The organism is Kitasatospora sp. NPDC059648 (genome assembly GCF_042734825.1).
Lineage (GTDB): Bacteria > Actinomycetota > Actinomycetes > Streptomycetales > Streptomycetaceae > Kitasatospora.
In genome coordinates this window covers 1-24,443 of sequence record NZ_JBHWDU010000050.1, presented here as the reverse complement: position 1 = coordinate 24,443, position 24,443 = coordinate 1, and the positions used below count along the sequence as shown (strand labels likewise).

The window sequence follows — 24,443 nt, the reverse complement described above, 5'->3', positions numbered from 1 at the left end:
GAGGGGGAGGTGGGCCGGGACAGGAGGGTCCGAGGGACTCGGAGGATCCGGAGGACTCGTCGGACGAGGCGGAGGAAGAAGAAGAGTAAGGAGAGACCTGGAGCCCCCGAAGCCCCTTCGTTCAGGACCTCACGGCCTGCGGGAACACCTCCCGCAGGAGCGGGTCCGGCAGACCGCGCTTGCGCCACTCGCGCGGGTAGCCGAGCGAGACCTCTTCGAACGGGACGCCGTCGTAGCTGGTCTTGCGCGGGATGTGCAGGTGGCCGTAGATCATCGCGGCGGTGTTGAAGCGGCGGTGCCAGTCGGCGGTCAGCTCGGTGCCGCACCACTGGGCGAACTCGGGGTACCAGAGGACCTCGGTGGGGTGGCGGACCAGCGGGTAGTGGTTGACCAGGACCAGCGGGACGTCCGGGTCGCAGGCCGCGAGCCGCTGCTCGGTCAGCCGGACGCGCTCGCGGCACCAGGAGTCGAGGTCCGGGAACGGGTCCGGGTGGAGCATCCGCTCGTCCGCGCACACGATCCCGCTCTCGTAGGCGACCGCCAGAGACTCCTCCTTGGTGGTCGTGCCCGGTGCACGGAAGGAGTAGTCGTACAGGAGGAAGAGCGGTGCGATCCGGACCGGTCCGCCGGCGCCCTGCCAGAGCGGGTACGGGTCCTCGGGAGTGACGACGCCGAGGGCGCGGCACAGCTCCACCAGGTGGTCGTACCGGGCCACGCCGCGGAGCTGGACCGGGTCCTCGGGGTGGGTCCACAGCTCGTGGTTGCCGGGCGCCCACACCACGCGGGCGAAGCGTTGGGCGAGCAGGCCGAGCGCCCACTCGATGCTGGTGGTGAGCTCGGCGACGTCCCCGGCGACGAGCAGCCAGTCGTCCGGATGGGTGGGCTGGAGCTTCTCCACCAGGTCGCGGTTCTCCTGGTAGGAGATGTGCAGATCGCTCACCGCGAGCAGCCGCCCGCCCCCGCCCGTCCCGCTGGGCGTCGACTGTGCGTCGCTGCGGATCTCGGTACTCACTCCTGCCCCCTGGGTTCACCCGGCCGATGTGGCCACCCTACGTGGCGGGCGGGGATCGTGGGCCCGGTTGACGTGATCAGTTGTTCGATGCGGGGATCGGGGAGCCTCGCGGAGTCGGGGAGTCACGCGGGGCCAGGGGCGCTTAGGGGAGCTGAGTTCGGATCAGGAGCCGACATCGATGAGCACACCGTGGGAGGTGGCGGTGGTGACGGCGAGGATGGCCAGCGAGGCGATGCCGAGGGCCAGCCCGAGGAAGGCGCGGCCGCGGCGGCTGGTGCCGCGGACCAGGGCCAGCGTGGCCAGGGTGATGGCGATCGGTCCCAGGACGATGTTGAAGAGCAGCAGGCCCGGGAGGCCGAGGAGGAAGGAGGCGATGGCCAGGTTGTCGGCCTCGGTGGTGTGCCGGCGGTCGGTGCCGCCGGGCTCAGTGACGGCGCGGTCGGTGATGGCGCGGTCGGCTGTGGTGCTCATGGCGGTGGTGGTCCTCTCAGGAGGAGTGGACGGGTCGGCGGCCCGGGTCAGCGGTGCCGCAGGCGGGCGATGCCCTCGCGGGCGCCGAAGGCGAGCAGCCATGCGGTGATGGCGGCGGAGGCGGCGAGGAACACCGGGAGGGGGAGGTGGGCGGCGGTGCCGATCAGGACTCCCATGGCGACCAGTGCGGAGAACAGGATCACGGCTGGCTCCTTCAGCTGCGGCTGCTGCTGCGCCGATTTCGGTTGACAAGTGTTCACTGACTTCGAGTCCCACTGTACGCCCGGCTGGCCAAGTTCGGCAAACGACTGTTTACTGAATGGCGTGAGTCACGCCATGGGGGCCCGACAGGCCCAGAAGCAGCAGAGTCGACGGGCCCTGATGGATGCGGGGCTGCACCTGCTGGCCGATCAGAACCTCGCAAGCCTGGGAGTCCGCGAGGTCACCCGGGAGGCCGGGCTGTCCCCGGCGGCCTTCTACCGGCACTTCCCCGACCTGGCTGCGCTCGGCGTCGCGCTGGTCGAGGAGTCGCTGGCCAGCCTGCACGTCATGATCCGCTCGGTGCTCACCGAGTCCGGTGGCGCCGAGGAGCTGATCGACCGTGCGGTGGAGGTGATCCGGCAACACGTCCGCGAGCACCGGCCGCACGTGCGCTTCCTGGCACGCGAGCGACACGGCGGGGTCCGGCAGGTCCGCGAGGCGATCGACGCCGAGCTGGGCCGCTTCGCCGCCGAGGTCGGCTCCGCCCTGGCGCTCCAGCCGGTCTCGCGGGGCTGGAGCGAGCAGGACCTGCGGATGCTCGCCGAGTTGTACGTGGACCACATGGTGTCGACAGCCTCCGCCTTCCTGGAGGCCCAGGAGGCGGACCCCGACCGCGAGCAGCGGATCGCGGCCACCGCCCGGCTGCAGCTACGTCTGATCAGCCTCGGTCGGCGCCATTGGCAGGGGGCGTTGAGCGCCCCGAGTCGTTGACGGGCTTCTCGGTCCGCTCGATCGGGGATGGTCTCTTGGTCTGGTTTTGACTCTTGACAGTAAGTCATGTCCGCGACAGCTTTGGGGGACCCCCACACCGAGAGGTCTCTCATGAAGAAGCCGCTCATAGGCATGCTCGCTACGCTCCTGGCCGCCGGCACCACCGCCCTCGTCGGCGTCGCCCCGGCCCAGGCCTCCTCCCCGGCCGCCGCCCCGGCTCAGGCCTCCGCCGCGGCGGCCAAGGCCGTCACCGTCAACTTCGCCGGGACGGTCGCGCTCAGCAACTGCTCCGGTTCGCTGGTGCGGATGCCGAACTCGGCCGCGACCGACCCGGCCCTGGTGCTCTCCAACGGCCACTGCCTGGAATCCGGCATGCCCGGCCCCGGCGAAGTGGTGCTCAACCAGTCCTCCAGCCGGACCTTCACCCTGCTCAGTGCCGCCGGCGGCCGCCTCGCGACCCTGAGGGCGACCAAGGTGGTCTACGGCGCCATGACCGACACCGACGTGTCGATCTACCAGCTGAACACCAACTACGCCTCGATCAAGTCGAAGTACGGGATCTCGCCGCTGACCATCGCCGACACCCACCCCACCCAGGGTGCGGACATCCGGGTCGTCTCCGGCTACTGGAAGAAGGTCTACTCCTGCTCGATCGACGGCTTCGCCTACCAGCTGAACGAGGCCGACTGGACCTTCAAGGACTCGGTCCGCTACACCTCCGGCTGCAACGTCATCGGCGGCACCTCCGGCTCGCCGGTGGTCGACACCTCGACCGGTCAGCTCGTCGCGGTGAACAACACGATCAACGAGAACGGCGAGTCCTGCACCCTCGACAACCCGTGCGAGGTCGACGAGAACGGCGCGGTCACGGTCCACCAGGGCATCGGCTACGCCCAGGAGACGTACGGCATCCCCGCCTGCTTCGGCCCCGGGAACCGCCTCGACCTCACCCTCTCGGGCTGCACCCTGCCCCGCCCGTAAGGGGGCCGACATCCGAGCCCGTCGGGACGGCACGACCGATCCGGCCCGGCCCGGCCCGGTCCGGCCCCGCCCGCGCCCGCCCTGACCGACCCGACCATCCCGACCGACCCCGACCCACCGACGGGCCCGCCCGCACGCACCCCTTCAGCGGGCGGCCGCCCGAGCAGCCGACGGAGCCCGGGGCAACCCACTGACCAGCACCTTCCCCCGATGGGCCACCCGCCGCCAGGCGGGTGGCCCATTCGGCCGTCCCCGGACGGCCGCCGCACCACCCGCACCGCAGAGTGATGCCGACGAGGCAGCTGTCATGTCCGTTGACCAGATGGAGAGTTGATGACCACAAAGCTGAAGAGGCTGCTGGTTTCCGTCCTGCTGATACCGATGTTCGCGATCACCGGCCTGGCCACCCCGGCCGCGGCCGCAGGCCAGGGGAGCGAGGCGGCCGCGGCCGCGCACGGCCGCAGCCCCGCCGACGACCCGAACGCCGACATCAAGGACCGACTGGCGGCGATTCCCGGGGTGACCATCACCGAGGAGCAGCCCACCACCACCGGCCACCGCTACTTCCTGGCCACCTACACCCAGCCGATCGACCACTTCCGCCCCTGGCTGGGCACCTTCCAGCAGCGCTTCAGCGTGCTGCACCGCGGCTACGACCGCCCGACCGTCTTCTACACCAACGGCTACACGCTGGGCACCACCCCGTCCCGTACCGAGCCGACCCGGCTGGTCGACGGCAACCAGGTCTCCATCGAGTACCGCTTCTTCACCCCCTCCCGCCCCGAGCCGGCCGACTGGTCCAAGGCGGGCATCCGCCAGCAGGCCGCCGACTCGCACAGGCTGGTGACCGCGCTCAAGCGGATCTACCAGCAGGAGTGGCTCTCCACCGGCGCCAGCAAGGGCGGCATGTCCTCGACCTACTACCGCCGGTTCTACCCGGACGACGTGGCGGGCACGATCGCCTACGTGGCGCCGAACAACACCGACGTCAAGGACTACTCGGCCTACACCGACTTCTTCCGCAACGTCGGCACCCCCGAGTGCCGCGCCAAGCTGAACGCCGCCCAGCGCGAACTGCTGGTGCGCCGCGACCGCCTGGAGCCGCGCTACATCGCCGACAACAAGGCCGCGGGCTCCACCTTCAACACCCTCGGCAGCCCGGACCGTGCCTACGAGGCCGGCGTGCTCGACGTGGTCTGGGCGTTCTGGCAGTACAGCCTGGAGTCGGACTGCGCCAAGGTCCCGGTGGCCGCCACCGCGACCGACGACGAGCTGTACGCCTGGTACGACGCGCAGTCGGGCATCAGCGGCAACAGCGACCAGTCGCTGGCGAAGTACACCGCGTACTACTACCAGGCCGCGACCGAGCTGGGCGCGCCGTTCTTCGACGTCTCGTACCTGAAGGACCAGCTGCACTACGACTACAAGGAGCTCTACTCGGCCCGCTCCTACGTGCCGAAGGAGATCCCGACCGTCTTCAACCCGTACGCGATGCCCGACATCGACCGCTGGGTGAAGCGCGAGGGCGAGCGGATCATGTTCGTCTACGGCGGCAACGATCCGTGGGGCGCCAAGCCGTTCCACCTCGGCTGGGGCAGTGACGACAGCTACGTCTACGTCGTGCCGGGCGGCAACCACGGCTCCAACATCGGCAAGCTGCCGGCCGGGCAGTCGGCGGAGGCCACCGCAAAGGTGCTGGAGTGGGCCGGTCTGGGCGACCAGGCCGACGCCCGCTCGCTCGTCAAGTCGCCGCAGGTGGGGGCGCCGTTCGGCCCGCTCGACATCGAGGGCCAGCGGCTGGAGCAGGAGCGCCGCCCGCTGTAGCCGCCGGTAGCAGTCCCGCAGCACCAGGAGGCCGCCCCCGCCCGGGGGCGGCCTCCTTCCGTCCTGCCCGGCCCTGTGCCCCGGTCGGCCTCGCCGCCCCCTCCCCGAAGCGCTGAATCAGTGCTTCAATGCTTCTATGGCCTATCGACGCACCCCCGCCGTCCAGGCCCGCCTGGACGCCCAGCGCGAGGCGGTACTGCAGTCGGCGGTCGGCCTGCTCGCCGAGCGCGGTTACGGCGGCTGCACCATGGCCGCCGTGGCGGACCGTGCCGGGATCGCCACCGGCAGCCTCTACCAGCACTTCGCCAACAAGGCCGAGCTCTCGGTGGAGCTGTTCCGCCGGGTGGTCACCCGTGAGATCGCTGCCGTGAACGCCGCCGTCGCCCGCCGGGACGCCCCGCAGCAGCGGATCGCCGCCGTGGTCGAGACCTTCGCCGCCCGCGCCCTGCGCGCCCCCCGGCTGGCCTACGCGCTGCTGGTCGAGCCCGCCGACGCGGTGGTGGACGGCGAGCGCCTGGTCTTCCGGCGGGCGTTCCGGGACGTGATCGCCACCGAGATCGCCGCCGCCGTGGCGGCCGGCGAACTCCCCGAGCAGGATCCGGTGCTGACCGCCGCCGCTCTGGTCGGCGCGGTCGGCGAGGCCCTGGCCGGCCCACTCGCGGCCGAGCCCGAACCCGAGCCCAGACCCGAACCCGCACCCAGCTCCGGCCCCCGGGCCGTGTCCGGGTCCAAGTCCGACTCCGACTCCGAGCACAGCGACACCACCACCGCGGTGGTCCCCGCGCTGGTCTCCTTCACCCTGCGTGCCCTGGGAGGACGCGATGACAGCGACGCATGAGGTCACCAACCAGGTGCCCCTGCCGTACGGCCACGACACCGCCGCCGACCCGACCCTGCTCGCCGCCCTGCACCGGGCCGGCGCCGGCTGGGCCGAGCCCGAACTGCGCGAACTCGGCCGCCTGGCGGGCTCCGAGCAGGCCGCCGAGTGGGGCCGGCTGGCCAACGAGAACCCGCCGGTGCTGCGCACCCACGACCGCTTCGGCCACCGGATCGACGAGGTCGAGTTCCACCCCTACTGGCACGAGCTGATGCGCACCGCCGTCTCGTACGGCCTGCACGCCGCGCCCTGGCGGGACGAGCGGCCCAGCGCCCACTCGGCCCGCGCCGCCAAGTTCTTCGTCTGGGGCCAGGTCGAGGCCGGCCACACCTGTCCGGTCTCGATGACCTACGCCGCCGTCCCCGCCCTGCGCCAGAACCCCACCCTGGCGGCCGAGTTGGAGCCGCTGCTGGCCGCCACCGAGTACGACTTCGGGCTGCGCGAGCCGCGCGCCAAGCGCGGGCTGATCGCCGGCATGTCGATGACCGAGAAGCAGGGCGGCTCGGACGTCCGCACCAACACCACCACGGCCGCCCCGCACGCCGACGGCACCTACCGGCTCACCGGGCACAAGTGGTTCACCTCGGCGCCGATGTCCGACCTCTTCCTGACCCTCGCCCAGGCCCCCGGTGGCCTCAGCTGCTTCGTGCTGCCGCGCATCCTCCCCGACGGCAGCCGCAACCGGCTGCACCTGATGCGGCTCAAGGACAAGCTCGGCAACAAGTCCAACGCCTCTGCCGAACTGGAGTACGACGGCGCGGTCGGCTGGCTGGTCGGCGAGGAGGGGCGGGGTGTGCCGACCATCATCGAGATGGTCAACATGACCCGCCTGGACTGCACCATCGGCGCCGCCTCCGGCATGCGCTACGGCACCACCAGGGCCGTCCACCACGCCCTGCACCGGCGGGCGTTCGGCAAGGCGCTGGCCGACCAGCCGCTGATGCGCAACGTGCTGGCCGACCTGGTGGTGGAGTCCGAGGCGGCCACCGCCGTCGCGATGCGGCTCGCGCAGGCCACCGACCTCTCGCTCGCCGGGGACGAAACCGAGGCGCTGGTACGGCGGTTGGGCCTGGCGGTGGCCAAGTACTGGGTGTGCAAGCGCGGTCCGGCGCACTCCGCCGAGGCGCTGGAGTGCCTGGGCGGCAACGGCTACGTCGAGGAGTCCGGGATGCCCCGGCTCTACCGGGAGGCGCCGCTGGTGTCGATCTGGGAGGGCTCGGGCAACGTCGCCGCGCTGGACGCCCTGCGTGCCATGGCCAAGCGCCCGGAGACGGTCGAGGCCTTCCTCGGCGAACTCGACGCGGCCGCCGGAGCGGACCGCCGGCTGGACGCCGCCGTCGCCGAACTGCGCAAGCAGCTCAGCGACCTGACCGACCTGGAGTACCGCACCCGCCGGCTGGTCGAATCGATGGCGCTGGCCTTCCAGGGGTCGCTGCTGGTCCGGTACGGCAGCCCGGCGGTGGCCGACGCCTTCTGCGCCAGCCGGCTCGGCGGCGACCACGGCGCCGCCTTCGGCACCCTGCCGGCCGGCGTCGACACCGGGGAGATCGTCGACCGCGCCCGCCCGGTGCCCGCATGAGCGAGCGAATCACCAGGAGGTGCGTGTGGGCGAATGCCCCTGCCGAGCGCGGCGAGGTGGGGGCATGAGTGCCGAAGAGGCAACGGCGGTGAGGGAGTTCTGGCGGTCGCTCGGACTGCCCGGGCTGGTCGACGTGCACACCCACTTCATGCCGAAGAACGTCCTCGACAAGGTCTGGGCGTACTTCGACGCGGCCGGCCCGCTGGTGAACCGCCCCTGGCCGATCACCTACCGCGAGGCCGAGGAGCAGCGCGTCCAGCGGCTGCGGGAGTTCGGCGTCCGGGCGTTCACGTCCATGCTCTACCCGCACAAGCCGGGCATGGCGAGCTGGCTGAACGCCTGGGCCGCCGACTTCGCCGCCCGCACCCCGGACTGCCTGCACACCGCGACCTTCTTCCCCGAACCCGGGGCGGCCGGCTACGTGGCGCGGGCGATCGAGGACGGCGCCCGGGTGTTCAAGGCCCACCTCCAGGTCGGCGGCTACGACCCGGCGGACGCCCGGCTGGACGAGGTCTGGAGCCTGCTCGCCGAGACCGGCACCCCGGTGGTCACCCACTGCGGATCGGGGCCGGTGCCCGGCAAGTTCACCGGCCCGGGGCCGATCGGCGCGGTGCTGGACCGGCACCCCGACCTGGTCCTGGTGGTCGCCCACCTCGGCATGTCCGAGTACCGCGACTTCCTCGACCTGGCCGAGCGGCACCCGTCCGTCCGGCTGGACACCACCATGGCGTTCACCGACTTCGCCGAGGCCGACGCCCCGTTCCCGCGCGACGAACTGCCGCGCCTGCAAGGGCTGCGCGACCGCGTCCTGCTGGGCAGCGACTTCCCGAACATCCCGTACCGGTACCTCCACCAGCTGGAGGCGCTGGCCGGGCTGGGGCTGGGGGAGGAGTGGCTGCGGGCGGTCTGCCACGACAACGCGGCCGCCCTCTTCCACCTCACCTGACCGCCCGCAGCACGCCCACCGCGTCCGCGTGCAGGCCGGGCGCGGCCACCAGGAAGCTGTCCGAGGCGGCCGTCCAGGCCGCCCCGGCGGCGTCCGTCACCGCCGCACCCGCCTCGCTCGCGATCAGCGCGCCGGGCAGCAGGTTGCCCGCGTCCCGCCCGTACTGCCAGAACAACGCCAGGTGCCCGGAGCCGACCTGGGCCACCTGGAGGGCGGTCGGGCCGAGGTTGCGCACCGCCAGCACCGCGCCGACCATCGCGGACAGCGACTCGCCGGCCCGGCCCACCGCCACCGGGTCGGCGGCCACCAGCGGCGGCTGGCTGGTCGCGGCCACGGTGGCCGCCAACTCGCGCTCCAGCGGCGCGATCGGCCGACCGTCCAGCTGCGCCCCACCGCCCAGCACCGCCCGGTAGGTCCGGCCCGCACCGAACAGCTCCGGGGCGTGCACCACGGCCAGCACCGCCGCGCCGTCGCGCACCAGCGTCGCCGTCACCGCCCAGTGCGGCTGCCCGAGCAGGTACTGCACCGCGCCGTCGGTCGCGTCGCAGACCCACCACTCGCCCTCGGTGGGCACCGAGCCGTCCAGTTCCTCCGGCACCCACCCGGCCTGCGGGCGCAGCGAGCCCAGCCGCTCACGCAGCGCGGCGGCGGCCGGGTCGTCCAGCTCCGCGAACCGCGCCAGCGCCTCCTCGGCCGTCCGCTCGGGGGTCGGCTCGGTCGGCCGTCCGGCCGCGAGCTCGGCGCCGACCTCGCGCACCGCCGCCTCCACACCCTCCGCCAGCGTCCACAGGTCCGCGTCGTGCCCCGCCACGCCGTACCCCGCCGCGTCGTGCCCCGCCATGTCGTGCTCCTCGACTCGATCGATCCCGCCCCGGCCGGTCCGTTCCGGCCGAACAGGACAAGGAGTACCGTCGGGGCTGCCGAACAGGACGCTCGGTCGGCTGGAAACGACGGAGATCAGACACCCATGGACCTCGACACGACCGATCCGGACAGCGTGCTGGACCCGCTCGACCGCCGTCTGGTCTGCGCGCTCCAGGTGGACGGACGGGCCGAGCCCGGCCGGATCGCCGAGGTGCTGGGGGTCTCCGCCCGGACGGTCACCCGGCGGCTCGGCCGGATGCGCCGGGCCGGGGTGCTGCGGGTGGTCCGGATGCCCGAGGTCGAGGACGCCGCCGTCGGCGCCCTGCTGCTGCGGGTCCGGGTGCTGCGCGGCCGGGTGGACGCCATCGCCCAGGCGCTGGCCGACCGCTCCGACGTCCCCTTCGTCGACGTGATGCTGGGCGGGCACGAGGTCGGCGCCGTGATGATGAGCGACGCCGGTGGCCGCGACCGCCTGCTCTACGGCCAGCTGCCCGCGACCGGTGCCGTCGCCGAGACCACCACCCACGCCGTGCTGCACGCCTTCGCCGACGCCGGCCAGTGGCAGGCCGGCTGGCTGACCGACCGGGAGGCCGCCGCCCTCGCCCGGCCCCAGGTGCCGCGCCCCGCCACGCCCCCGCCGCTGGACGACCTCGACCGCGCCCTGCTGGAACGCCTGGGCGAGGACGCCCGGCAGTCCCACGCCGTGCTGGCCGGGGTGGTCGACGCACCCGAGTCGACCGTCCGCAGGCGCCTGCACCGGCTGGACCGGCTGGGGCTGCTGCGCACCCACGCGACCGTGGACCCCCGGCTGCTCGGCATGGCCGTGGACGCCAACCTCTGGCTGGACGTGCCGCCCGGCCGGCTCGCCGAGGTCGGCGCCGAACTGGCCCGCCACCCCCAGGTGCACGGCGTGTTCGCCACCAGCGGCCCGACCAACCTGCTGGCCACGCTGTTCTGTCCGGACCACGGCGGCCTCTACCGCTTCCTCACCGACACCCTCGGCCCGCTCGGGGTGACTCGCGCCGAGACCACGATCACCGCCCGCGCGGTGAAGCGGGCGGGCGTGCTGCTGCACCGGCCGCGCCGCCCGTGAGCGCGCCGCCGTCCGACCCGGGGCAGGCCCGGAGCGGCCCGGGGCAGGCCCGGGCCGGACGGCGGCCGTCAGCGGTCCGGGCCCACCGCGGACCGCAGGAAGCGGTCCGTCCCGGCGTCGGCCGGCAGGAAGGTCTCCAGGGCCAGCTCGGAGACGGTGACGTCCAGCGGTGTGCCGAAGGTCGTGACCGTGGAGAGGAAGGACAGCACCCGCCCGTCGTGGCGGAGCCTCAGCGGCAGCGCGACCGGACGTCCGGTTTCCGCGGGGTCCTCCGCCGGTGCCCCGGCCGGCTCGGGGTAGCCGCCGACCTCCTCGCGCAGCCGCCGCAGCTGTTCGGTGCCGACCCGCTCCAGTTGCTGGTCCAGCCGTTCCAGCAGGTGCCCGCGCCACTGCCGGTGGTTGACGATCCTCGGCGCCAGCCCGTCGGGGTGGAGGGCGATCCGGACGGCGTTGGACGGCGGCCGCAGCAGGTGTGGAGCGACACCGTCCAGCAGCAGGACGAGCGCGCGGTTGGCCGCCAGGACCCGGAAGTCCCCGTCCACGACCAGCGCCGGATACGGGTCGTGGACGGCGAGCAGCCGCTCGATGCCGCCGCGCAGCGGGTCCATCGACGGGTCGTCCAACGGCGTCTCGGGGTAGTGCGGGGCGTATCCGGCCGCGAGTAGCAGGGTGTTGCGCTCGCGCACCGGGACGTCCAGCTGTTCGACCAGCCGCAGCACCAGTTCCCGGCTTGGGTGGGAGCGGCCGTTCTCGACGAAGCTGAGGTGCCGGGCCGAGCAGTCCGCGCGCAGCGCCAGGTGCTGCTGGCTGAGCTGTCGCCGTTCCCGCCAGCCGAGCAGCAGCGGGCCGACGCCGGTCCCCGTCGGGCTTCCCATGCCCGCCATGATCGTCATGATCGAGGACGGTACTCGAACGGTCCGGCCTGCGGGAGGGGGCGGTGCCGATCAGGCACGGGCGTCGAGCGCGGGTGTCGGGCGGTGCCGACCGGGCGCGGGCGTTCGGGCGCGGTCGGACCGCGCGGTCCTCAGACGCCGGTGGACGAGCCCGGGCGGACGACCATCAGCACCACGACCACGGCCCACAGCAGGTTGAACACCCCGGCGGTCATCGGCAGCAGCCGCAGGCCGCCGACGGCCTTGGCGCGCTGCTCGTCCTCCGGGGCGAGGGCGAGCGCGTCCACGGCGGCCTGCTGGCCGGGCAGGACGAAGAGCAGCAGCGAGAGCGCGGCGACGGCGGTGATCACCATCGAGGCGATCAGCCAGGACTGGCCGAGCACGTCCATCACCTGGGCGAGGCCGATGCCCAGCACCGGCACCGCGACGCCGAGCAGCGCGTAGACCTGGGTGATCCGGTGCAGGGTGCGCAGCACGCCCGCGTCCGAGGCCTGGTCCGGTCCGCCGGCCAGGGCGGCCTTCGCCCGGCGCGGGAACATGCTGACGGCCACCGCGACCGGGCCTATGAACAGGACCGACGCGAGGACGTGCAGGCTCAGCAGGAACTTGGCCATGGCGGGGCACCCTTTGATCCGGTGGGCAGCTGGGGTCGGCGGGCGTGCGCGGTCGGCGTGCCCACGACCAGGCACGCTAACACCGCTTATTCACCGGGCCCGCGCTCGGGTGCCCCGCCGGGCCCTGCCCGGCCCGCCGCACGCGGTCCCGCTCTCCCCGCCGTGTCCGGCTCTGCCCGGCCTGCCGCGCCGGCCTGCCGCACCCGGCTCCGCTCAGCCGGCCGGGACCAGCTCCACGATCCGCGGAGGGGCGGTGCTGACGGCTGCGACGGCGGCGCCGTGCCCGGGGTCGGTCCAGTCGAGCAGGTGGAGGTCCCCGAACCGGCTGCGCAGCGGGGCGCCGGGCGGGACGTCCAGCGGCAGGGCGGACATGTCGACCCGCCCGAGGGTGTCCAGGGTGGCCCGCCCGATCTTGATCAGCGACTCCTTGCGCACCCACTGCCGCAGGAACGCCCGGTCCGGCTCCGGGGCGGCCTCGACCAGGGCCAGTTCGGCCGGGGCGAGCACCCGGCGGGCGACCGCGCCCAGCGAGCCGCCCCGGGCGGCCAGCTCGACGTCCACGCCGACGGGTCGGTGGCCCGCTCCGGCGGCGACCACGCCCCGGGTGTGGGAAAGGCTCACCCGCACCCCGGGGTGGTCGGGCAGGTAGGGCCTGCCGTGGTCGGCCAGGCCGCAGTCCGGGCACTCCTGGGCGAGGACCAGCCCGGCCGCGGGGACGCCGAGCAGCCGGGCGGCGCAGAGCCGGACCAGGACGTGTCCGGCGACGAAGTCGGTCCGTCCGGACTCCTGCCGGAAGCGTGCGGCGCGTGCCCGCTCGGTCTCGGTGAGCAGGTGCTCGCCCGCCTCGGGGTGCCGCAGTACGGCGTCGGCGGACGCGACGGCGACGAGCGGTGCGCCCTGCTCCTGGGCCTCGGTGGTCATGCCGTCCAACCTAGCCCGCCCGCTCGCGGGGCGGGGAACCGGACCGCGTGGGGCTGCACCGGAGGAAGCCCGGCAAGGAGCCGGGCCACGGAGGTGCGACACGGGCCTTGCGCCGTTCGAAGGACCCTCGTATCCGATCTGATGGTCTGTAAGGCGTGAATAGTCCGTTTTACTCCTAGATATCCCTGATCTATGGAATAAGCAGCAAATGCTACGGAACATGGCAGGTCATCCGGACCTGCCCTTTTCCACGTGTGGAGGAATTGTCGATGCGTCAGGCCACCGGTTCGTCGGATCACAGAACGACCGCTGTGAGGAGAGTGCCCGCCACCGGGCGCCGTCGGGCCGTCCGGGTCGCCGTGGCGGCCGCCGTCGCCGCCGTGCCGATGGTCGCCGTGCTGACGGTCGGTTCGGCCGCTCCACTGGCCCCGCCGCTCGGGGCGTGTACCGGTCCTGACTGCCCCGCGGCCTGGCCGCCGCCCAACAACGGCGACTTCACCGGGCGGGACGCCTCGATCAACGTCTTCACCGGCGGCGACTACACCGTGACCGGCCGCGCGGCCGAGGCCGAGGGCAAGATCGTCGCACTGGGGAACCTGACCGTCGACAAGAACGGCGGCGGCGTCTACAACATGGGCGTCGTCGGCGTCGGCTCGCGCGTCGTGCCGCCCAACGGCAGCGACTTCGTCATCACCGGCGGCGGCGTCGACGTCAGGACCGGCAACTTTATCCTGATCGGCGGCAGTGACTCCCACGGCCAGGCCTTCGGCAGCCTGCGCCACGCGGGCGGCGTCACCGGCACCGTCTCCATCGACCCCACCGGCCGGTCGATCCAGGACCCGAACGCGGCCGCGCCGTACCAGGACGTGCGGACCCGGATCGAGGAGGTCTCCGACTGCGTCGGCCGGGCCGCCGCGACCGGCAGCGTCGACATCTCCTCCAGGCAGGCCACCTTCACCGGCGACGGCGTCAGCGCGAAGCAGGTCTTCAACGTCTCCCGGAACCTCGCCTCGCCGAGCGGCGGCCAGATCGGCCTGGTCTTCGGGAACATCCCGGCCGGGGCCACCGTGGTGGTGAACATGCTCGGCGACAGCCCGATCATCAACACCTACACCGGCACCGGCCTCGCGGGGGACCGGACCACCGAGCTGCGCTCGAAGCTGATGTACAACTTCCCGACTGCGACCACGCCGCAGATCCTCGGCAGCGCCCAGTTCCAGGGCTCGGTCATGGCCGGCAACCCGGGCAGCACCATGACCATCGCCCAGGCGGGCATGAACGGCCGGGTCCTCCTCGCGGGCAACCTGATCCACACCGGTACGGGCGGCTACGAGATCCACGGCTACCCGTTCGACGGGGGCCTGCCGGACTGCGAGGTGACGCCGGGGCCGACGCCGACCCCCACCTCGCCGTCGCCGAGCCCGACGTCCCCTTCCCCGACCTCCCCGACCTCGCCGAGCCCGACGTCCCCGGCGCCGACGTCCCCGAGCGCGAGCGCCTCCTCGCCGTCGGCCAGCGCCTCCAGGTCGAGCGCCGGCCCAGCCCCGACCGGCCACCACCCGTCCGAGCACCCGACCGGCCACCACCCGACCGGCCACCACTCCGGTGGCGGCGGTGAGCTGCCCCCCACCGGTGCGGGCAACGCCCCGGTGGTCTTCGGACTGGCCGGAGCCGGCCTGCTCGGCCTCGGCGGGCTCGCCGTCCTGGCCGCCCGCCGTCGCGGCCGCCACGGCTGACGGTTCGGCCGGCGGCCGGGGCCGCCCGGGCCGCCCGGGCCCACCGGCCCGGGCGGCTCCGCCGTTTCCGCCCGTGCTTCCGGCCGACGCTCCGGACCGCCCGCCGGTTCAACGCCCCGCCGGGTACCCCGCAAGCCCTGTGCCGAGCAGCCCGAAGGCCCGTTCCACCGCCGCCTCGATCCGCTCCCGCACCGCCCCGGCCGGCTCCCCGGCGACCATCGCCCGCCGGATCTCGGCGAGCACCGCCCGGTGGGCCCCGGCGACGGCGCCCGCGACGATCCCGGGGAACGGGTCCTCCGGATCGGCCCCCGACTCCTCGGCGAGGACGGCCGCCAGCGCCGCCTCGGCGCGCTCACCGAGTTCCAGCAGCCGGGCCCGCAGCGCCGGGCTGTCCGCGATGATCCGCCAGAACGCGTTCACCTCGGGATTCAGCCCGACCGTCGGGTCCCCACCGGCGACGCCCGCCAGCAGGTCGGCCCGTACGGCGTCCACGGCGGAGCTGCCGGCCGGCCGCCGCCGGACCACCTCGGCCAGGTGGGCGACCACCTCGTCCTGCCGGTCGAAGAACAGGTCCTCCTTGGTCGGGAAGTAGTTGAAGACCGTGTTGGGCGAGACCCCGGCGGCCCGGGCCACCTCGGCCACCGTGACCTGCTCGAAGCCGCGCTCGGCGAACAGGACCAAGGCGGTGTCGGCGAGGAGTTCCCGGGTCTGCTGCTTCTTGAGTTCGCGAAGTCCCATGGCGGAATCCTATCGCCAGTCGTGGAGTCACTTAAAATTTGCAGTGACCACAAAAAAGTCGGCTACGGTGTCCTCATGACTCTCACCTTCGGCGTCTACCCCGGCGGCTCGCTCGGCGACGAGACCGGACTGATCGAGCCCGTCCGCCCCGACGACCCCGCCCGGATCAGCGCTGCTCTGCGCGAACTCCAGGGCGACGCAACGGAGTTCCTGGTCCGCGCCTACCGCTCGTACGCGTCCGACGGGCACCGCACCCCCGAGCGGCCCGAGCAGTACGCGACGGACGGGCGGAAGCTCGACCTGGTGCTGCAGTTCGGCGTCCGCGGCGGGGAGCTGGACGGCTGGACGGACTACGTCCGGCAGGTCGTCCGGACCGAGGGCCCGCGGCTCGCCGTCGTGCAGATCTGCGAGGAGCCCAACCTGGACCTCCCCGTCCTCGACGGCAGCATCCCGAACGTGCGCCGGGCGCTGGTCGAGGGCGTCGTCGCGGCCAAGGAGGAGGCGCTGGCCCTCGGATACCGGCAGCTCGCGGTCGGCTTCAACGCGGTGCCGTCCTTCGACCCGGCCGACACGTTCTGGTCGGACCTCGGCGAACTCGCCGACGAACGCTTCCACCGCTCCCTGGACTACGTCGGGCTGGACTTCTTCCCGGACGTCTTCCGCCCCGTACCGGACGGACAACTCGCGGACGCGGTGCGGGCGGTGGTCACCGGGTTCCGGAGGGACGCGCTGCCCCGGGCCGGGATCGGGCCGGCCGTTCCGCTGCGGATCTGCGAGAACGGCTGGCCCACCGGTCCGGGGCGCAGCGAGGAGCGTCAGGCCGAGGTGGTGGAGCAGGTGGTCCGGACGGTGGCGGAACTGGCCGAGCGGCTCGGCGTCCGGAGCTACTCGTTCTTCGCCCTCCGGGACGCGGACAGTGCCGGCCCGGGGCTGTTCCACCACTTCGGCCTGCTGCGGGACGACTGGACGCCCAAGCCCGCCTTCGACGTCTACCGGAAGCTCATCGGCGAACTGACGGTACGTCAGTCCGGCGGCGGCGCTCTGGCCTGATGCGATCCGGCCGGCGGCCGTCCAGCCGGCCCGGCGCCGCTCGGTGAACGCCCTCCCGGTGCCCGGCTACGTCACCTCGCCCCGGCGGGAGAAGCGCTCCTCCCGCCACTCGCCGCTCGCCAGCACCTCGGCCAGTTGCCGAGCCGCGTCCCACACCTCGGTGTACGAGAGGTACAGCGGCGTGAAGCCGAAGCGCATCAGATCCGGTGCGCGGAAGTCCCCGATCACCCCGCGCGCGATCAGCGCCTGCACCACCGGGTAGCCGTCCGCGTGCCGCAGCGCGACCTGGCTGCCCCGCCGGGCGTGCTCGCGCGGGGTCACCACCTCGACCCCGTCCAGGCCCTCGACCAGGGAGATGAACAGGTCGGTCAGCGCCAGGCTCTTCACCCGCACGTCGGCCAGGTCGGCGCGCTCCCAGACGTCCAGTGAGGCGCCCAGGGCGGCCTGGCCGAGCAGTGAGGGCGAGCTGGTCAGGAAGCGTCCGATACCCGGCTTCGGGTCGTACCCGGGCTCGAAGGCGAACGGGCGGGCGTGCCCGAACCAGCCGCTCAGCGGCTGCCGCGGTCCGGCCGCCAGGTGCCGCTCGGCGACGTACAGGAAGGCCGGTGCGCCGGGGCCCGAGTTCAGGTACTTGTAGGTGCAGCCGACCGCGAAGTCCGCGTTGGCGGCGCCGAGTTCGACCGGCAGCGCGCCCACCGAGTGGCACACGTCCCAGATCATCAGGGCGCCCGCGGCCTGCACCCGGGAGGTGATCCCGGGCATGTCCAGCAGCTCGCCGGTGCGGTAGTCCACGTGCGACAGCACCACCGCGGCGACGTCGCCGTCCAGGTGCCGGTCCAGCTCCTCGGGACGGACCAGCACGCTGCGCCCGCCCTCGACCGGGCCGGTCACGCCCTCGGCGATGTACAGGTCGGTGGGAAAGGCCTCGGCGTCGCCCAGCACCGTTCGCCGCCCCGGGCGCAGCTCCAGCGCCGCCGAGAGCACCTTGAACAGGTTCACCGAGGTGGTGTCACAGACGACCACCTCCGCCGGATCGGCACCGATCAGCGGCGCGATCCGCCGCCCCAGTCGGTACGGCTGCTCGAACCAGCCGGCGTCGTTCCAGCTGCGGATCAGCTCCCGGCCCCACTCCCGCTCGACCACCTGCGCCACCCGCTCCGGCGTGCGCACCGGCAGCGCGCCCAGCGAGTTGCCGTCCAGGTAGACCACCCCGTCCGGCAGGGCGAACTCCTTGCGGAACGCCGCCAGCGGGTCGACGGCGTCCAGCGCCGCGCATTCCTCGCGCGTGATCATGCTCGTACTCTCCTCCGTCACCGGCTCGGTCACAGCTCGTCCCGGATCGTCCACAGCTCCGGGAACACGTCCTGCTCGGCCGCCTTGCGCAGCCAGGTCAGCCCGCTGGAGCCGCCCGAGCCGGGCTTGGCGCCCATGGTCCGCTTGACCGAGCTCAGGTGGCGCTGGCGCCAGCGGGTGACCCGCTCGGCCACGTCCAGCAGTGCCTCGCCGAGCGGTTGCAGGGCCGCGAACTCCGGTTCGGTGTACACCCGGCGCCAGGCCGCCGCGACCTCCTCGGAGGGCTGGTAGCGACGCTCCGAGGGCTCCGCGTGCACGGCCAGGCCGCGCCGGGCCAGCAGGCCGAGCACCTCGTCGTACAAGCCGGGGGAGCGCAACGCCTCGGCCAGCTCGGCCTGCGTCCCGGGCATCCCGTCGTACATGTTCAGCAGCGCGGCGTTCTTGTTGCCGAGCAGGAACTCCAGGTGCAGGAAGGCCGAGGACTGGAAGCCGGAGGCCTCGCCGAACAGCGAGCGGAAGGAGTTGAACTCCTGCGGGGTCATGGTGGCCAGCAGGTCCCAGGACTCCACCAGCACGTCCTGCACGTGGGTGCCGCGGCGCAGCGCGGCCAGCGCGGCGGTCAGGTCGTCCTCGCGCAGTGCCTGTCCGGCGAGCGTCCACTCGTGCCGCAGCAGGTCGAAGAGCAGTTCCATCACCTGGGTGGTGACGATGAACGACAGCTCGGCCGGCTCCTTGCTGCGCGGGTGCTGGAGGCCGTGCAGCTCCTCCAGGCGCACGTACTCCGCGTACGGGGTGCCCCGACCCGGCAGGCCGCCCCGACCGAACGAAAGGTTGGGTGTCTCCACCGTGTCGTGCCCCATCCCGATTCCTCCTGGTCCGTCCGGGCCTCGTCGCCCGGGGCCGGCGGAGCGGACGGACGTCCTGGTTCCACCGGGGTGCCCATTGTGCGGCGGTGGCACCCCCCGCTTGAATGGTCGATGGCCACCGCAACCGCGTTCCGAGCTGTCGTTCGCGAGGCGTTCGGTCCATCCGCTTTACGAATGAAAAACCGCTGATCGCGACCGCCGATCGCGACCGCTCCGGGGAGCCGCCATGGACGCCGTCGACCGCCGCCTGCTGGCCGAGCTGCAGGCCGACGCGAGGCTCTCGTACAACGAACTCTCCCGCCGGGTGAGCCTGTCCGCACCCGCGGTGGCCGAACGGGTCCGCCGGCTGGAGGCGGACGGGGTGATCAGCGGCTACCACGCCCACGTCGACCCCACCCGGGCCGGGTTGCCGATCACCGCGCTGGTCCAGGTCCAGTGCTACGGCCCGCGCTGCGTGCTGCGCGACCCCGAGGTGGCGACCTGGCCGGAGGTGCTCCAGCTGCACCGGGTCACCGGCGGGGCCTGCTGCGTGCTGCTGGTCGCGGTGGCCACGATGTCCGAGTTCGAGGCGCTCTGCGACCGGCTCGGCGGGTACGGCCCGCCGGCCAGCTCGATGATCCTCTCCAGCCCGGTGCCCTGGCGGCCGCTGCTGCCGCACTGAGGACGGGCCGTCGCGGCCGACGGCTGGCCTTGACGCGGACGTCAAGGAGTAGGTTCCCGGCATGCCTAACGAGCGCCACATCCTGCTGCTGCCCGGGAGCCTGCGGGCCGGTTCCTCGAACGAGGCCGTGCTGCGCACCGCCGCCGCGGTGGCCGACGACCTGCCGGGCGTCCGGACCACGTACTACGCCGGGCTGGCCGGGCTCCCGCACTTCAACCCGGACCTCGACACCGACCCGCTGCCGGAGCCGGTGGCCGGGCTGCGGACGGCGATCGAGGCGGCCGACGCGCTGCTGTTCTGCACACCCGAGTACGCAGGGACGCTGCCGGGCGCGTTCAAGAACCTGCTGGACTGGACGGTCGGCGGGGTCGAGATCTCGGACAAGCCCGCCGCCTGGATCAACTGCGCCGCCCCTGGCCGCGGCCGGGGCGCGGAGGCCACCCTCGGCACCGTCCTCGGCTACACCGGGGCGGCCGTGCTGGCGGAGGCCTGCGTCCGGATCCCGTTGGAGCGCGGCGCGGTCGGCGCGGACGGGCTGGTCGCCGACCCGCTGGTGCGCGGGCGGATCGGCGAGGTGCTGGCCCGCCTGGCGGCCGGCTGACGTTCCGCGGGCTCAGCGCGCCACGGGCAGGTTCGCCCCGAGCCCGGCCAGGCCCTCCAGGAAGAGCTCAACGCCGACGGCCGCCAGCAGCAGCCCGAGCAGCCGGGACAGCACCTCCAGCGAGGTGCTGTGGGTGCGCCGCATCAGCGGTGCGAGCACGGCCACGCAGAGGTAGTTGAGCACCACCACGCCCACGTAGGCGCCGGAGACCGCGGCCTTCCAGGCCCAGTCGTCGCGGTTGAGCGAGGCGACCAGGACGGCGCTGATCGCGAGCGGGCTGGCGATGTACGGCAGCAGCAGTTCGCGGATGCCGTCGGCCAGCGGGTTCGTCAGGTGCTCGTCGTCGTCGCCGCCGGCGCCGAGGTGGAGGCCGAGGACCAGCGCGACCGCGTAGACGAAGAAGATCGCCCCGCCCGCGAGCCGCAGCGACTGGTCGCTGATGTGGAACAGGGTGGTGACCTCGTCCGCCCCGAAGCCGAGCACCAGGCCGATCAGCGCCGAGATCACCGTGCTCCACGCCGCCAGTCGCCGCAGCTCCCGGTCGCTGCGAGTGCGGGACAGCCGGGCGAAGGCCAGCAGGGTCTTCGGCGGGCCGACCACGGCGAAGAAGGTGATGAAGGCGCTGCTCAGGTTGAAGACGAACATGGGGCCAGCATGGCCGGGGCGGCCGGGGCGGCCGGTCCGCCACGCCCCGCGGCCGGGCGTGGTGCTGATCTCCCCGTCCGCCCGTTCATTCCTGGCCGTCGGCGAATTCGCCCGGATGGCGGTCCCGGCTCGAACGGGTGGGCGCTCTCGGGTGCCATGGAGGTACGTACGTCCACACCTTGGCGGTACGACCACTCCGTGGCGGAAACGAGGATGCGACATGTGCCTGAACCGTAAGGACCTGGGCCTGCTGGCCCTGCGCAGCGCGGTCGGCGGAGTGCTGATCGCGCACGGCACCCAGAAGCTGTTCGGCTGGTTCGGCGGCGCCGGCCTGGAGGGCACCACCCAGGCGATGGACCACATGGGCTTCCACCCGGCCCGGGAGAGCGCCATCGCGGCGGGCGTCGGCGAGGCGGGCGGCGGCGCGCTGCTGGTGGTCGGGCTGGCCACCCCGGCGGCCGGCGCGGTGGTGGCCGGAACGATGGCGGGCGCGGTGGCGGTGCACGCCCCGGCGGGCTTCTTCGCGATGTCCGGCGGCTACGAGTACCCGGCCTTCCTCGGCGCGGCCGGTCTGGCGATCGGCCTGGCGGGCCCCGGGCGGTACTCGCTGGACCACCTGACCGGGCACGTCTTCGACCGGTCGTGGGTCGGCCTGCTGGCCTTCGCGGCGAGCGCGGCGGGCGCGTACGGCGCGGTGGCGCGCCGTCGCCACCTGGTGCGGCTGCGTGAGGAGCGGGCGGCGGTGGAGGCGGACGAGCAGGAGGGCTCCGGGCTGTCCTGACCGCCGTCCCACGGCTGCGTCACCCGGAGGCAGCACCCCTGCTGGCGGCGGCTCCCGGGCCCTCGGAGGGTGGGCAGGAAACGCGTCGGGCAGCCCGGCGTCGGCCAGAATCGAGGACCCCATGGACCGCCAGCCGCTCACCCGCGCCACCTCCGGACAGCGCGTCACGGCGCGGTGTCAGGACCCACCGGCGAGCCGCCGACAGCCCCTGGTCGCCGGTGCCCTGGTGGCGGCCGTCGTCGGCACGTCGGTGCTGGTGGGCTGCTCGTCGTCCGGCAGGAGCGCGAGCAGCACGGCCTCCTCGGCGCTGAGTGCCGCCGCCTCCGCCGGCTCGGCGCTGGCCTCGGCGGCGGGTGGGGCGGGGTCGGCGCTGGCTTCGGCGGCGAGCCAGGCGGGATCGGCGCTCGCCTCGGCGGAGGCCCGGGCCTCGGAGGCGGTCTCCTCCGTCTCCTCGGCGATCGCCGGGATCAAGGGCGGGCTGGACGCGAAGGCGGACGTGACGGTCGGGGCGGTGACCACCGGAACGGACGGCAAGACGCTGGCGCAGCTGACCGTCACCAACCACGGCCAGCAGTCCTACCGGTACCTGATCCAGGTGAACTTCACCGACGAGAACGGCAAGGTGCAGGACGCGACCGCGGTGACCGTCCAGGACCTGGCCGCGGGCCAGAGCGTCCAGGCCAGCGCGCGAAGCAACAGGGCCCTCTCGGGCACGGTCAAGGCGGAGGTGGCCAACGCCGTCCGCTACTGAAGCCGCGCAGCTCGGGCCGGGTGCCGGGGGCGTGGGGGCGGGATTGCAACCTTAAGCGGGCCTCAAGGGCCGACAGCACCCCTTGACGGGCAAGTTGGTCTAGTCCATTTTTATTGCCCAGGTGCAGGGAGCCCCTGAACCGGCGTCACCGGCCTCGTGCCGGGGGCGCCGGTTCGGCACATCCCGGTGTCCGTCAGTGTCCCTCCAGGCCCTGCCCGCTCGATTCCCCACCCCTTATCTGTCATGTCCCGGTCGTTCGGCCCCACCCCGGACGTCAGCCCCACCGGGCGACGGAACCCCCACACCCAGGAGTCACGCACCCATGCTGCGCTCACGCATTGAAAGGGCCGGGACCCCGGCTCCGGACGGGCCCCGCCGGCGCCGCCCGAAGAAGAGCCTGGCCGCCGTCGCGGCCGGTACCGCCGCCTCCCTGCTGCTCGGCGCGGGCCTCGCGCTGTCCGGCAACGGCGCGGCCAGCGCCGCGACCACCAACTCCACCGGCGCGCCCGCCACCAGCGGCGGCCTCAAGGTCGCCTACTACGACCAGTGGTCGATCTACGCGAACGCGTACTACCCGAAGACGATCCAGGACACCGGCGTGGCCGGGAAGCTGGACTACCTGATCTACGACTTCGCCAACATCTCCCCGACCGACCTGGGCTGTTTCGAGGCGACCAAGGCCGCCGACACCAACGACAGCAATCCCAACGCCGGTGACGGCGCGGGCGACGCGTTCGCCGACTACCAGAAGAGCTTCGGCGCGGACATCTCGGTGGACGGCGTCGGCGACGTCTGGAACCAGCCGATCGCGGGCAACTTCAACCAGCTGAAGAAGCTGAAGGCGAAGAACCCCAACCTCAGGATCCTGCTCTCGCTCGGTGGTTGGACCTACTCCAAGTACTTCTCGTCGGCGGCCGCCACGGACGCCTCGCGCAAGCACCTGGTGTCGTCCTGCATCGACATGTTCATCAAGGGCAACCTGCCGTCCGACGCGGGCTACGGCGGCCCGGGCACCGGCGCCGGCATCTTCGACGGCATCGACATCGACTGGGAGTACCCGGGCGGCGGCGGCCACACCGGCAACGTCTCCAGCCCGGCCGACAAGCAGAACTTCACCCTGCTGCTGAAGGAGTTCCGCAGCCAGCTGGACGCCCAGGGCAAGGCCGACGGCAGGACCTACGCCCTGTCGGCGGCGGTCGGCGCCGGCCAGGACAAGATCATGAACGTCGAGACCGACAAGATCGGCCAGTACCTGACGTTCATGGACGTCATGACCTATGACATGCACGGCGGTTGGGACCCGCAGGGCCCGACCAACCACCAGGCGCCGCTGTACTCCGGCCCGAACGACCCGTCGACCCCGGCGAAGCCGGGCAACGGCAAGTACTCGATCGACAACGCCATCAAGGCGTGGACGGTCGGCGACGCGCAGTACGGCATCCCCGGCGGCTTCCCGGCCAACAAGATCAACATGGGTGTGCCGTTCTACTACCGCGGCTGGACCGGCGTCCAGAACAACGGCAGGAACGGCCTCTTCCAGCCCGCCGCCGCCCCGGCGGCCGGTGCCGCGATGTCCGGCAACGTCGCGGGCATCCAGATGTACAAGGAGCTGGCCGGCTTCGTCGACAACCCGTCCAGGACCTTCTGGGACGACGACGCCAAGGCGACCTACTTCTACGACGGCAACACCTTCTGGAGCGGTGAGGACGCCCGGTCGGTCCAGGCCAAGCTGGACTACGCGCACTGCAACGGCCTCGGCGGCTCCTTCGCCTTCTCGCTGTACGACCTGGGCACCAACACCGCCCTGTTCGACAGGATGGTGAGCGCCACCAACGGTTCCGCGGCCGGCTGCCCGGCCCCGCCGACCGGCACCCCGACGCCGACCCAGACCCCGACCGGGACGCCGACGGGCACCCCGACCGGCACGCCCACCGGGACCCCGACCGGCACCCCGACCTCGCCGGCCACCTGCTCGGCCGCCCCGAGCTGGGACCCGAACACCACCTACGCGGCCGGCGGCACCAAGGTCTCGTGGAAGGGCCACTACTACACCAACAAGTGGTGGACCAAGGGCGAGGATCCGACCCAGAGCGGCCAGTGGGGCGTGTGGGCCGACAACGGCCCCTGCTGAACGGCTGACCGCGCGGGGGCCTGACGGACCCCGCGGCACCTGAACGAGCACGGGTCCGGCCCGCCGGGGGGGGGCACCCCGCGGGGCGGTGCCCGGCGGGCGTGGGTGGTTGACGTCTACGAGCCCCCCCGACATAACACACG

At 73.0% G+C, this 24,443-nt stretch carries 26 protein-coding genes; 14 read left to right on the top strand and 12 right to left on the bottom strand.

Annotated elements, in window-relative coordinates; genetic code table 11:
• Positions 1-121 precede the first annotated feature (121 nt).
• From ACFV1W_RS25610 to ACFV1W_RS25600, 3 genes are all read right to left on the bottom strand, one after another.
• Positions 122-1,012: a metallophosphoesterase family protein gene (locus ACFV1W_RS25610; RefSeq protein WP_380419576.1), complete on the bottom strand. Its 891-nt coding sequence runs from the start codon at positions 1,010-1,012 to the stop codon at positions 122-124.
• Between the two features lie 162 nt (positions 1,013-1,174).
• Complete coding sequence (locus ACFV1W_RS25605; RefSeq protein WP_380419575.1) at positions 1,175-1,483, bottom strand: DUF4190 domain-containing protein; 309 nt, start codon at positions 1,481-1,483, stop codon at positions 1,175-1,177.
• Positions 1,484-1,530: 47 nt separating this feature from the next.
• On the bottom strand, positions 1,531-1,686 hold the full coding sequence (locus ACFV1W_RS25600; protein WP_270151505.1) for a hypothetical protein: 156 nt from the start codon (positions 1,684-1,686) through the stop codon (positions 1,531-1,533).
• A gap of 121 nt (positions 1,687-1,807) precedes the next feature.
• On the opposite strand from ACFV1W_RS25600, the gene ACFV1W_RS25595 reads away from it, so the two are divergent.
• The 6 genes from ACFV1W_RS25595 (at position 1,808) to ACFV1W_RS25570 (ending at position 8,662) form a co-directional block, all read left to right on the top strand.
• A complete protein-coding gene (locus tag ACFV1W_RS25595; RefSeq protein ID WP_380419574.1) occupies positions 1,808-2,455 on the top strand; it encodes a TetR family transcriptional regulator in 648 nt (215 codons plus the stop codon).
• Positions 2,456-2,566: 111 nt separating this feature from the next.
• Positions 2,567-3,436 (top strand): serine protease, encoded by an 870-nt coding sequence (locus tag ACFV1W_RS25590; RefSeq protein WP_380419573.1) that lies wholly within the window; start codon positions 2,567-2,569, stop codon positions 3,434-3,436.
• Positions 3,437-3,769: 333 nt separating this feature from the next.
• Positions 3,770-5,260, top strand: a complete 1,491-nt coding sequence (locus ACFV1W_RS25585) for a S28 family serine protease (protein WP_380419572.1) — start codon at positions 3,770-3,772, stop codon at positions 5,258-5,260.
• Positions 5,261-5,396: 136 nt separating this feature from the next.
• Entirely contained in the window at positions 5,397-6,098 is a 702-nt protein-coding gene (locus ACFV1W_RS25580) for a TetR/AcrR family transcriptional regulator (RefSeq protein ID WP_380419571.1), read from the top strand.
• The gene (locus tag ACFV1W_RS25575) at positions 6,082-7,716 is read left to right on the top strand and encodes an acyl-CoA dehydrogenase family protein (protein WP_380419570.1); all 1,635 of its coding nucleotides are present in this window, start codon (positions 6,082-6,084) and stop codon (positions 7,714-7,716) included. Before ACFV1W_RS25580 ends, ACFV1W_RS25575 begins: the two co-directional genes overlap by 17 nt.
• Positions 7,717-7,780: 64 nt before the next feature.
• Positions 7,781-8,662, top strand: coding sequence for an amidohydrolase family protein (locus ACFV1W_RS25570; protein ID WP_380419569.1), 882 nt, complete (start codon positions 7,781-7,783; stop codon positions 8,660-8,662).
• On the opposite strand, the gene ACFV1W_RS25565 is transcribed toward ACFV1W_RS25570, so the two are convergent.
• Positions 8,655-9,503 carry an inositol monophosphatase family protein gene (locus tag ACFV1W_RS25565; protein ID WP_380419568.1) on the bottom strand — a complete coding sequence of 283 codons (849 nt, stop codon included), beginning with the start codon at positions 9,501-9,503 and terminating at the stop codon, positions 8,655-8,657. The two genes, ACFV1W_RS25570 and ACFV1W_RS25565, sit on opposite strands and share 8 nt — an antisense overlap.
• 126 nt (positions 9,504-9,629) lie before the next feature.
• On the opposite strand from ACFV1W_RS25565, the gene ACFV1W_RS25560 reads away from it, so the two are divergent.
• A complete protein-coding gene (locus ACFV1W_RS25560) occupies positions 9,630-10,619 on the top strand; it encodes an Lrp/AsnC family transcriptional regulator (protein ID WP_380419567.1) in 990 nt (329 codons plus the stop codon).
• A gap of 68 nt (positions 10,620-10,687) precedes the next feature.
• Here ACFV1W_RS25560 and ACFV1W_RS25555 read toward each other — a convergent pair whose 3' ends face one another.
• The 3 genes from ACFV1W_RS25555 to ACFV1W_RS25545 form a co-directional block, all read right to left on the bottom strand.
• Positions 10,688-11,512, bottom strand: a complete 825-nt coding sequence (locus ACFV1W_RS25555; protein ID WP_380419566.1) for a helix-turn-helix domain-containing protein — start codon at positions 11,510-11,512, stop codon at positions 10,688-10,690.
• A gap of 131 nt (positions 11,513-11,643) precedes the next feature.
• Positions 11,644-12,126, bottom strand: a complete 483-nt coding sequence (locus tag ACFV1W_RS25550; RefSeq protein ID WP_380419565.1) for a DUF2269 family protein — start codon at positions 12,124-12,126, stop codon at positions 11,644-11,646.
• 213 nt (positions 12,127-12,339) lie between these two features.
• Positions 12,340-13,047: a 4'-phosphopantetheinyl transferase family protein gene (locus ACFV1W_RS25545; RefSeq protein ID WP_380419564.1), complete on the bottom strand. Its 708-nt coding sequence runs from the start codon at positions 13,045-13,047 to the stop codon at positions 12,340-12,342.
• 320 nt (positions 13,048-13,367) lie between these two features.
• On the opposite strand from ACFV1W_RS25545, the gene ACFV1W_RS25540 reads away from it, so the two are divergent.
• Entirely contained in the window at positions 13,368-14,783 is a 1,416-nt protein-coding gene (locus ACFV1W_RS25540; protein ID WP_380419563.1) for a choice-of-anchor A family protein, read from the top strand.
• A gap of 108 nt (positions 14,784-14,891) precedes the next feature.
• Here the strand turns inward: ACFV1W_RS25540 and ACFV1W_RS25535 are convergent, their stop codons facing one another.
• Positions 14,892-15,521 (bottom strand): TetR/AcrR family transcriptional regulator, encoded by a 630-nt coding sequence (locus ACFV1W_RS25535; protein WP_380419562.1) that lies wholly within the window; start codon positions 15,519-15,521, stop codon positions 14,892-14,894.
• Between the two features lie 75 nt (positions 15,522-15,596).
• On the opposite strand from ACFV1W_RS25535, the gene ACFV1W_RS25530 reads away from it, so the two are divergent.
• Entirely contained in the window at positions 15,597-16,571 is a 975-nt protein-coding gene (locus ACFV1W_RS25530; protein WP_380419561.1) for a hypothetical protein, read from the top strand.
• A gap of 66 nt (positions 16,572-16,637) precedes the next feature.
• Here the strand turns inward: ACFV1W_RS25530 and kynU are convergent, their stop codons facing one another.
• Together kynU and ACFV1W_RS25520 are read right to left on the bottom strand one after the other, a co-directional pair.
• On the bottom strand, positions 16,638-17,864 hold the full coding sequence (gene kynU / locus ACFV1W_RS25525; protein ID WP_380419560.1) for a kynureninase: 1,227 nt from the start codon (positions 17,862-17,864) through the stop codon (positions 16,638-16,640).
• Positions 17,865-17,893: 29 nt separating this feature from the next.
• On the bottom strand, positions 17,894-18,724 hold the full coding sequence (locus ACFV1W_RS25520) for a tryptophan 2,3-dioxygenase (protein ID WP_380419559.1): 831 nt from the start codon (positions 18,722-18,724) through the stop codon (positions 17,894-17,896).
• A 232-nt stretch (positions 18,725-18,956) separates the two neighbouring features.
• Between ACFV1W_RS25520 and ACFV1W_RS25515 the strand changes: the two genes are divergently transcribed.
• Positions 18,957-19,391 (top strand): Lrp/AsnC family transcriptional regulator, encoded by a 435-nt coding sequence (locus ACFV1W_RS25515; RefSeq protein ID WP_380419558.1) that lies wholly within the window; start codon positions 18,957-18,959, stop codon positions 19,389-19,391.
• A 61-nt stretch (positions 19,392-19,452) separates the two neighbouring features.
• Positions 19,453-19,992 (top strand): NADPH-dependent FMN reductase, encoded by a 540-nt coding sequence (locus tag ACFV1W_RS25510; protein WP_380419557.1) that lies wholly within the window; start codon positions 19,453-19,455, stop codon positions 19,990-19,992.
• A 12-nt stretch (positions 19,993-20,004) separates the two neighbouring features.
• Here the strand turns inward: ACFV1W_RS25510 and ACFV1W_RS25505 are convergent, their stop codons facing one another.
• Complete coding sequence (locus ACFV1W_RS25505; protein ID WP_380419556.1) at positions 20,005-20,637, bottom strand: MarC family protein; 633 nt, start codon at positions 20,635-20,637, stop codon at positions 20,005-20,007.
• A 220-nt stretch (positions 20,638-20,857) separates the two neighbouring features.
• Here ACFV1W_RS25505 and ACFV1W_RS25500 point away from each other — a divergent pair, with 220 nt between their 5' ends.
• Positions 20,858-21,418, top strand: coding sequence for a DoxX family protein (locus tag ACFV1W_RS25500; protein ID WP_380419555.1), 561 nt, complete (start codon positions 20,858-20,860; stop codon positions 21,416-21,418).
• 177 nt (positions 21,419-21,595) lie between these two features.
• Here ACFV1W_RS25500 and ACFV1W_RS25495 read toward each other — a convergent pair whose 3' ends face one another.
• Entirely contained in the window at positions 21,596-21,937 is a 342-nt protein-coding gene (locus ACFV1W_RS25495; protein WP_380419554.1) for a hypothetical protein, read from the bottom strand.
• On the opposite strand from ACFV1W_RS25495, the gene ACFV1W_RS25490 reads away from it, so the two are divergent.
• Together ACFV1W_RS25490 and ACFV1W_RS25485 are read left to right on the top strand one after the other, a co-directional pair.
• Positions 21,930-22,169, top strand: a complete 240-nt coding sequence (locus tag ACFV1W_RS25490; RefSeq protein WP_380419553.1) for an FxLYD domain-containing protein — start codon at positions 21,930-21,932, stop codon at positions 22,167-22,169. The two genes, ACFV1W_RS25495 and ACFV1W_RS25490, sit on opposite strands and share 8 nt — an antisense overlap.
• Before the next feature lie 322 nt (positions 22,170-22,491).
• Positions 22,492-24,300 carry a glycosyl hydrolase family 18 protein gene (locus ACFV1W_RS25485; RefSeq protein WP_380419552.1) on the top strand — a complete coding sequence of 603 codons (1,809 nt, stop codon included), beginning with the start codon at positions 22,492-22,494 and terminating at the stop codon, positions 24,298-24,300.
• Positions 24,301-24,443 lie beyond the last annotated feature (143 nt).

Coding starts and splice junctions, on each gene's coding strand:
- ACFV1W_RS25605 (WP_380419575.1), bottom strand. CDS start 1,483: ATGAGCACCACAGCCGACCGCGCCATCACCGACCGCGCCGTCACTGAG.
- ACFV1W_RS25590 (WP_380419573.1), top strand. CDS start 2,567: ATGAAGAAGCCGCTCATAGGCATGCTCGCTACGCTCCTGGCCGCCGGC.
- ACFV1W_RS25585 (WP_380419572.1), top strand. CDS start 3,770: ATGACCACAAAGCTGAAGAGGCTGCTGGTTTCCGTCCTGCTGATACCG.
- ACFV1W_RS25580 (WP_380419571.1), top strand. CDS start 5,397: ATGGCCTATCGACGCACCCCCGCCGTCCAGGCCCGCCTGGACGCCCAG.
- ACFV1W_RS25575 (WP_380419570.1), top strand. CDS start 6,082: ATGACAGCGACGCATGAGGTCACCAACCAGGTGCCCCTGCCGTACGGC.
- ACFV1W_RS25570 (WP_380419569.1), top strand. CDS start 7,781: ATGAGTGCCGAAGAGGCAACGGCGGTGAGGGAGTTCTGGCGGTCGCTC.
- ACFV1W_RS25565 (WP_380419568.1), bottom strand. CDS start 9,503: ATGGCGGGGCACGACGCGGCGGGGTACGGCGTGGCGGGGCACGACGCG.
- ACFV1W_RS25560 (WP_380419567.1), top strand. CDS start 9,630: ATGGACCTCGACACGACCGATCCGGACAGCGTGCTGGACCCGCTCGAC.
- ACFV1W_RS25555 (WP_380419566.1), bottom strand. CDS start 11,512: ATGACGATCATGGCGGGCATGGGAAGCCCGACGGGGACCGGCGTCGGC.
- ACFV1W_RS25550 (WP_380419565.1), bottom strand. CDS start 12,126: ATGGCCAAGTTCCTGCTGAGCCTGCACGTCCTCGCGTCGGTCCTGTTC.
- ACFV1W_RS25545 (WP_380419564.1), bottom strand. CDS start 13,047: ATGACCACCGAGGCCCAGGAGCAGGGCGCACCGCTCGTCGCCGTCGCG.
- ACFV1W_RS25535 (WP_380419562.1), bottom strand. CDS start 15,521: ATGGGACTTCGCGAACTCAAGAAGCAGCAGACCCGGGAACTCCTCGCC.
- ACFV1W_RS25530 (WP_380419561.1), top strand. CDS start 15,597: ATGACTCTCACCTTCGGCGTCTACCCCGGCGGCTCGCTCGGCGACGAG.
- kynU (WP_380419560.1), bottom strand. CDS start 17,864: ATGATCACGCGCGAGGAATGCGCGGCGCTGGACGCCGTCGACCCGCTG.
- ACFV1W_RS25520 (WP_380419559.1), bottom strand. CDS start 18,724: ATGGGGCACGACACGGTGGAGACACCCAACCTTTCGTTCGGTCGGGGC.
- ACFV1W_RS25515 (WP_380419558.1), top strand. CDS start 18,957: ATGGACGCCGTCGACCGCCGCCTGCTGGCCGAGCTGCAGGCCGACGCG.
- ACFV1W_RS25510 (WP_380419557.1), top strand. CDS start 19,453: ATGCCTAACGAGCGCCACATCCTGCTGCTGCCCGGGAGCCTGCGGGCC.
- ACFV1W_RS25505 (WP_380419556.1), bottom strand. CDS start 20,637: ATGTTCGTCTTCAACCTGAGCAGCGCCTTCATCACCTTCTTCGCCGTG.
- ACFV1W_RS25500 (WP_380419555.1), top strand. CDS start 20,858: ATGTGCCTGAACCGTAAGGACCTGGGCCTGCTGGCCCTGCGCAGCGCG.
- ACFV1W_RS25485 (WP_380419552.1), top strand. CDS start 22,492: ATGCTGCGCTCACGCATTGAAAGGGCCGGGACCCCGGCTCCGGACGGG.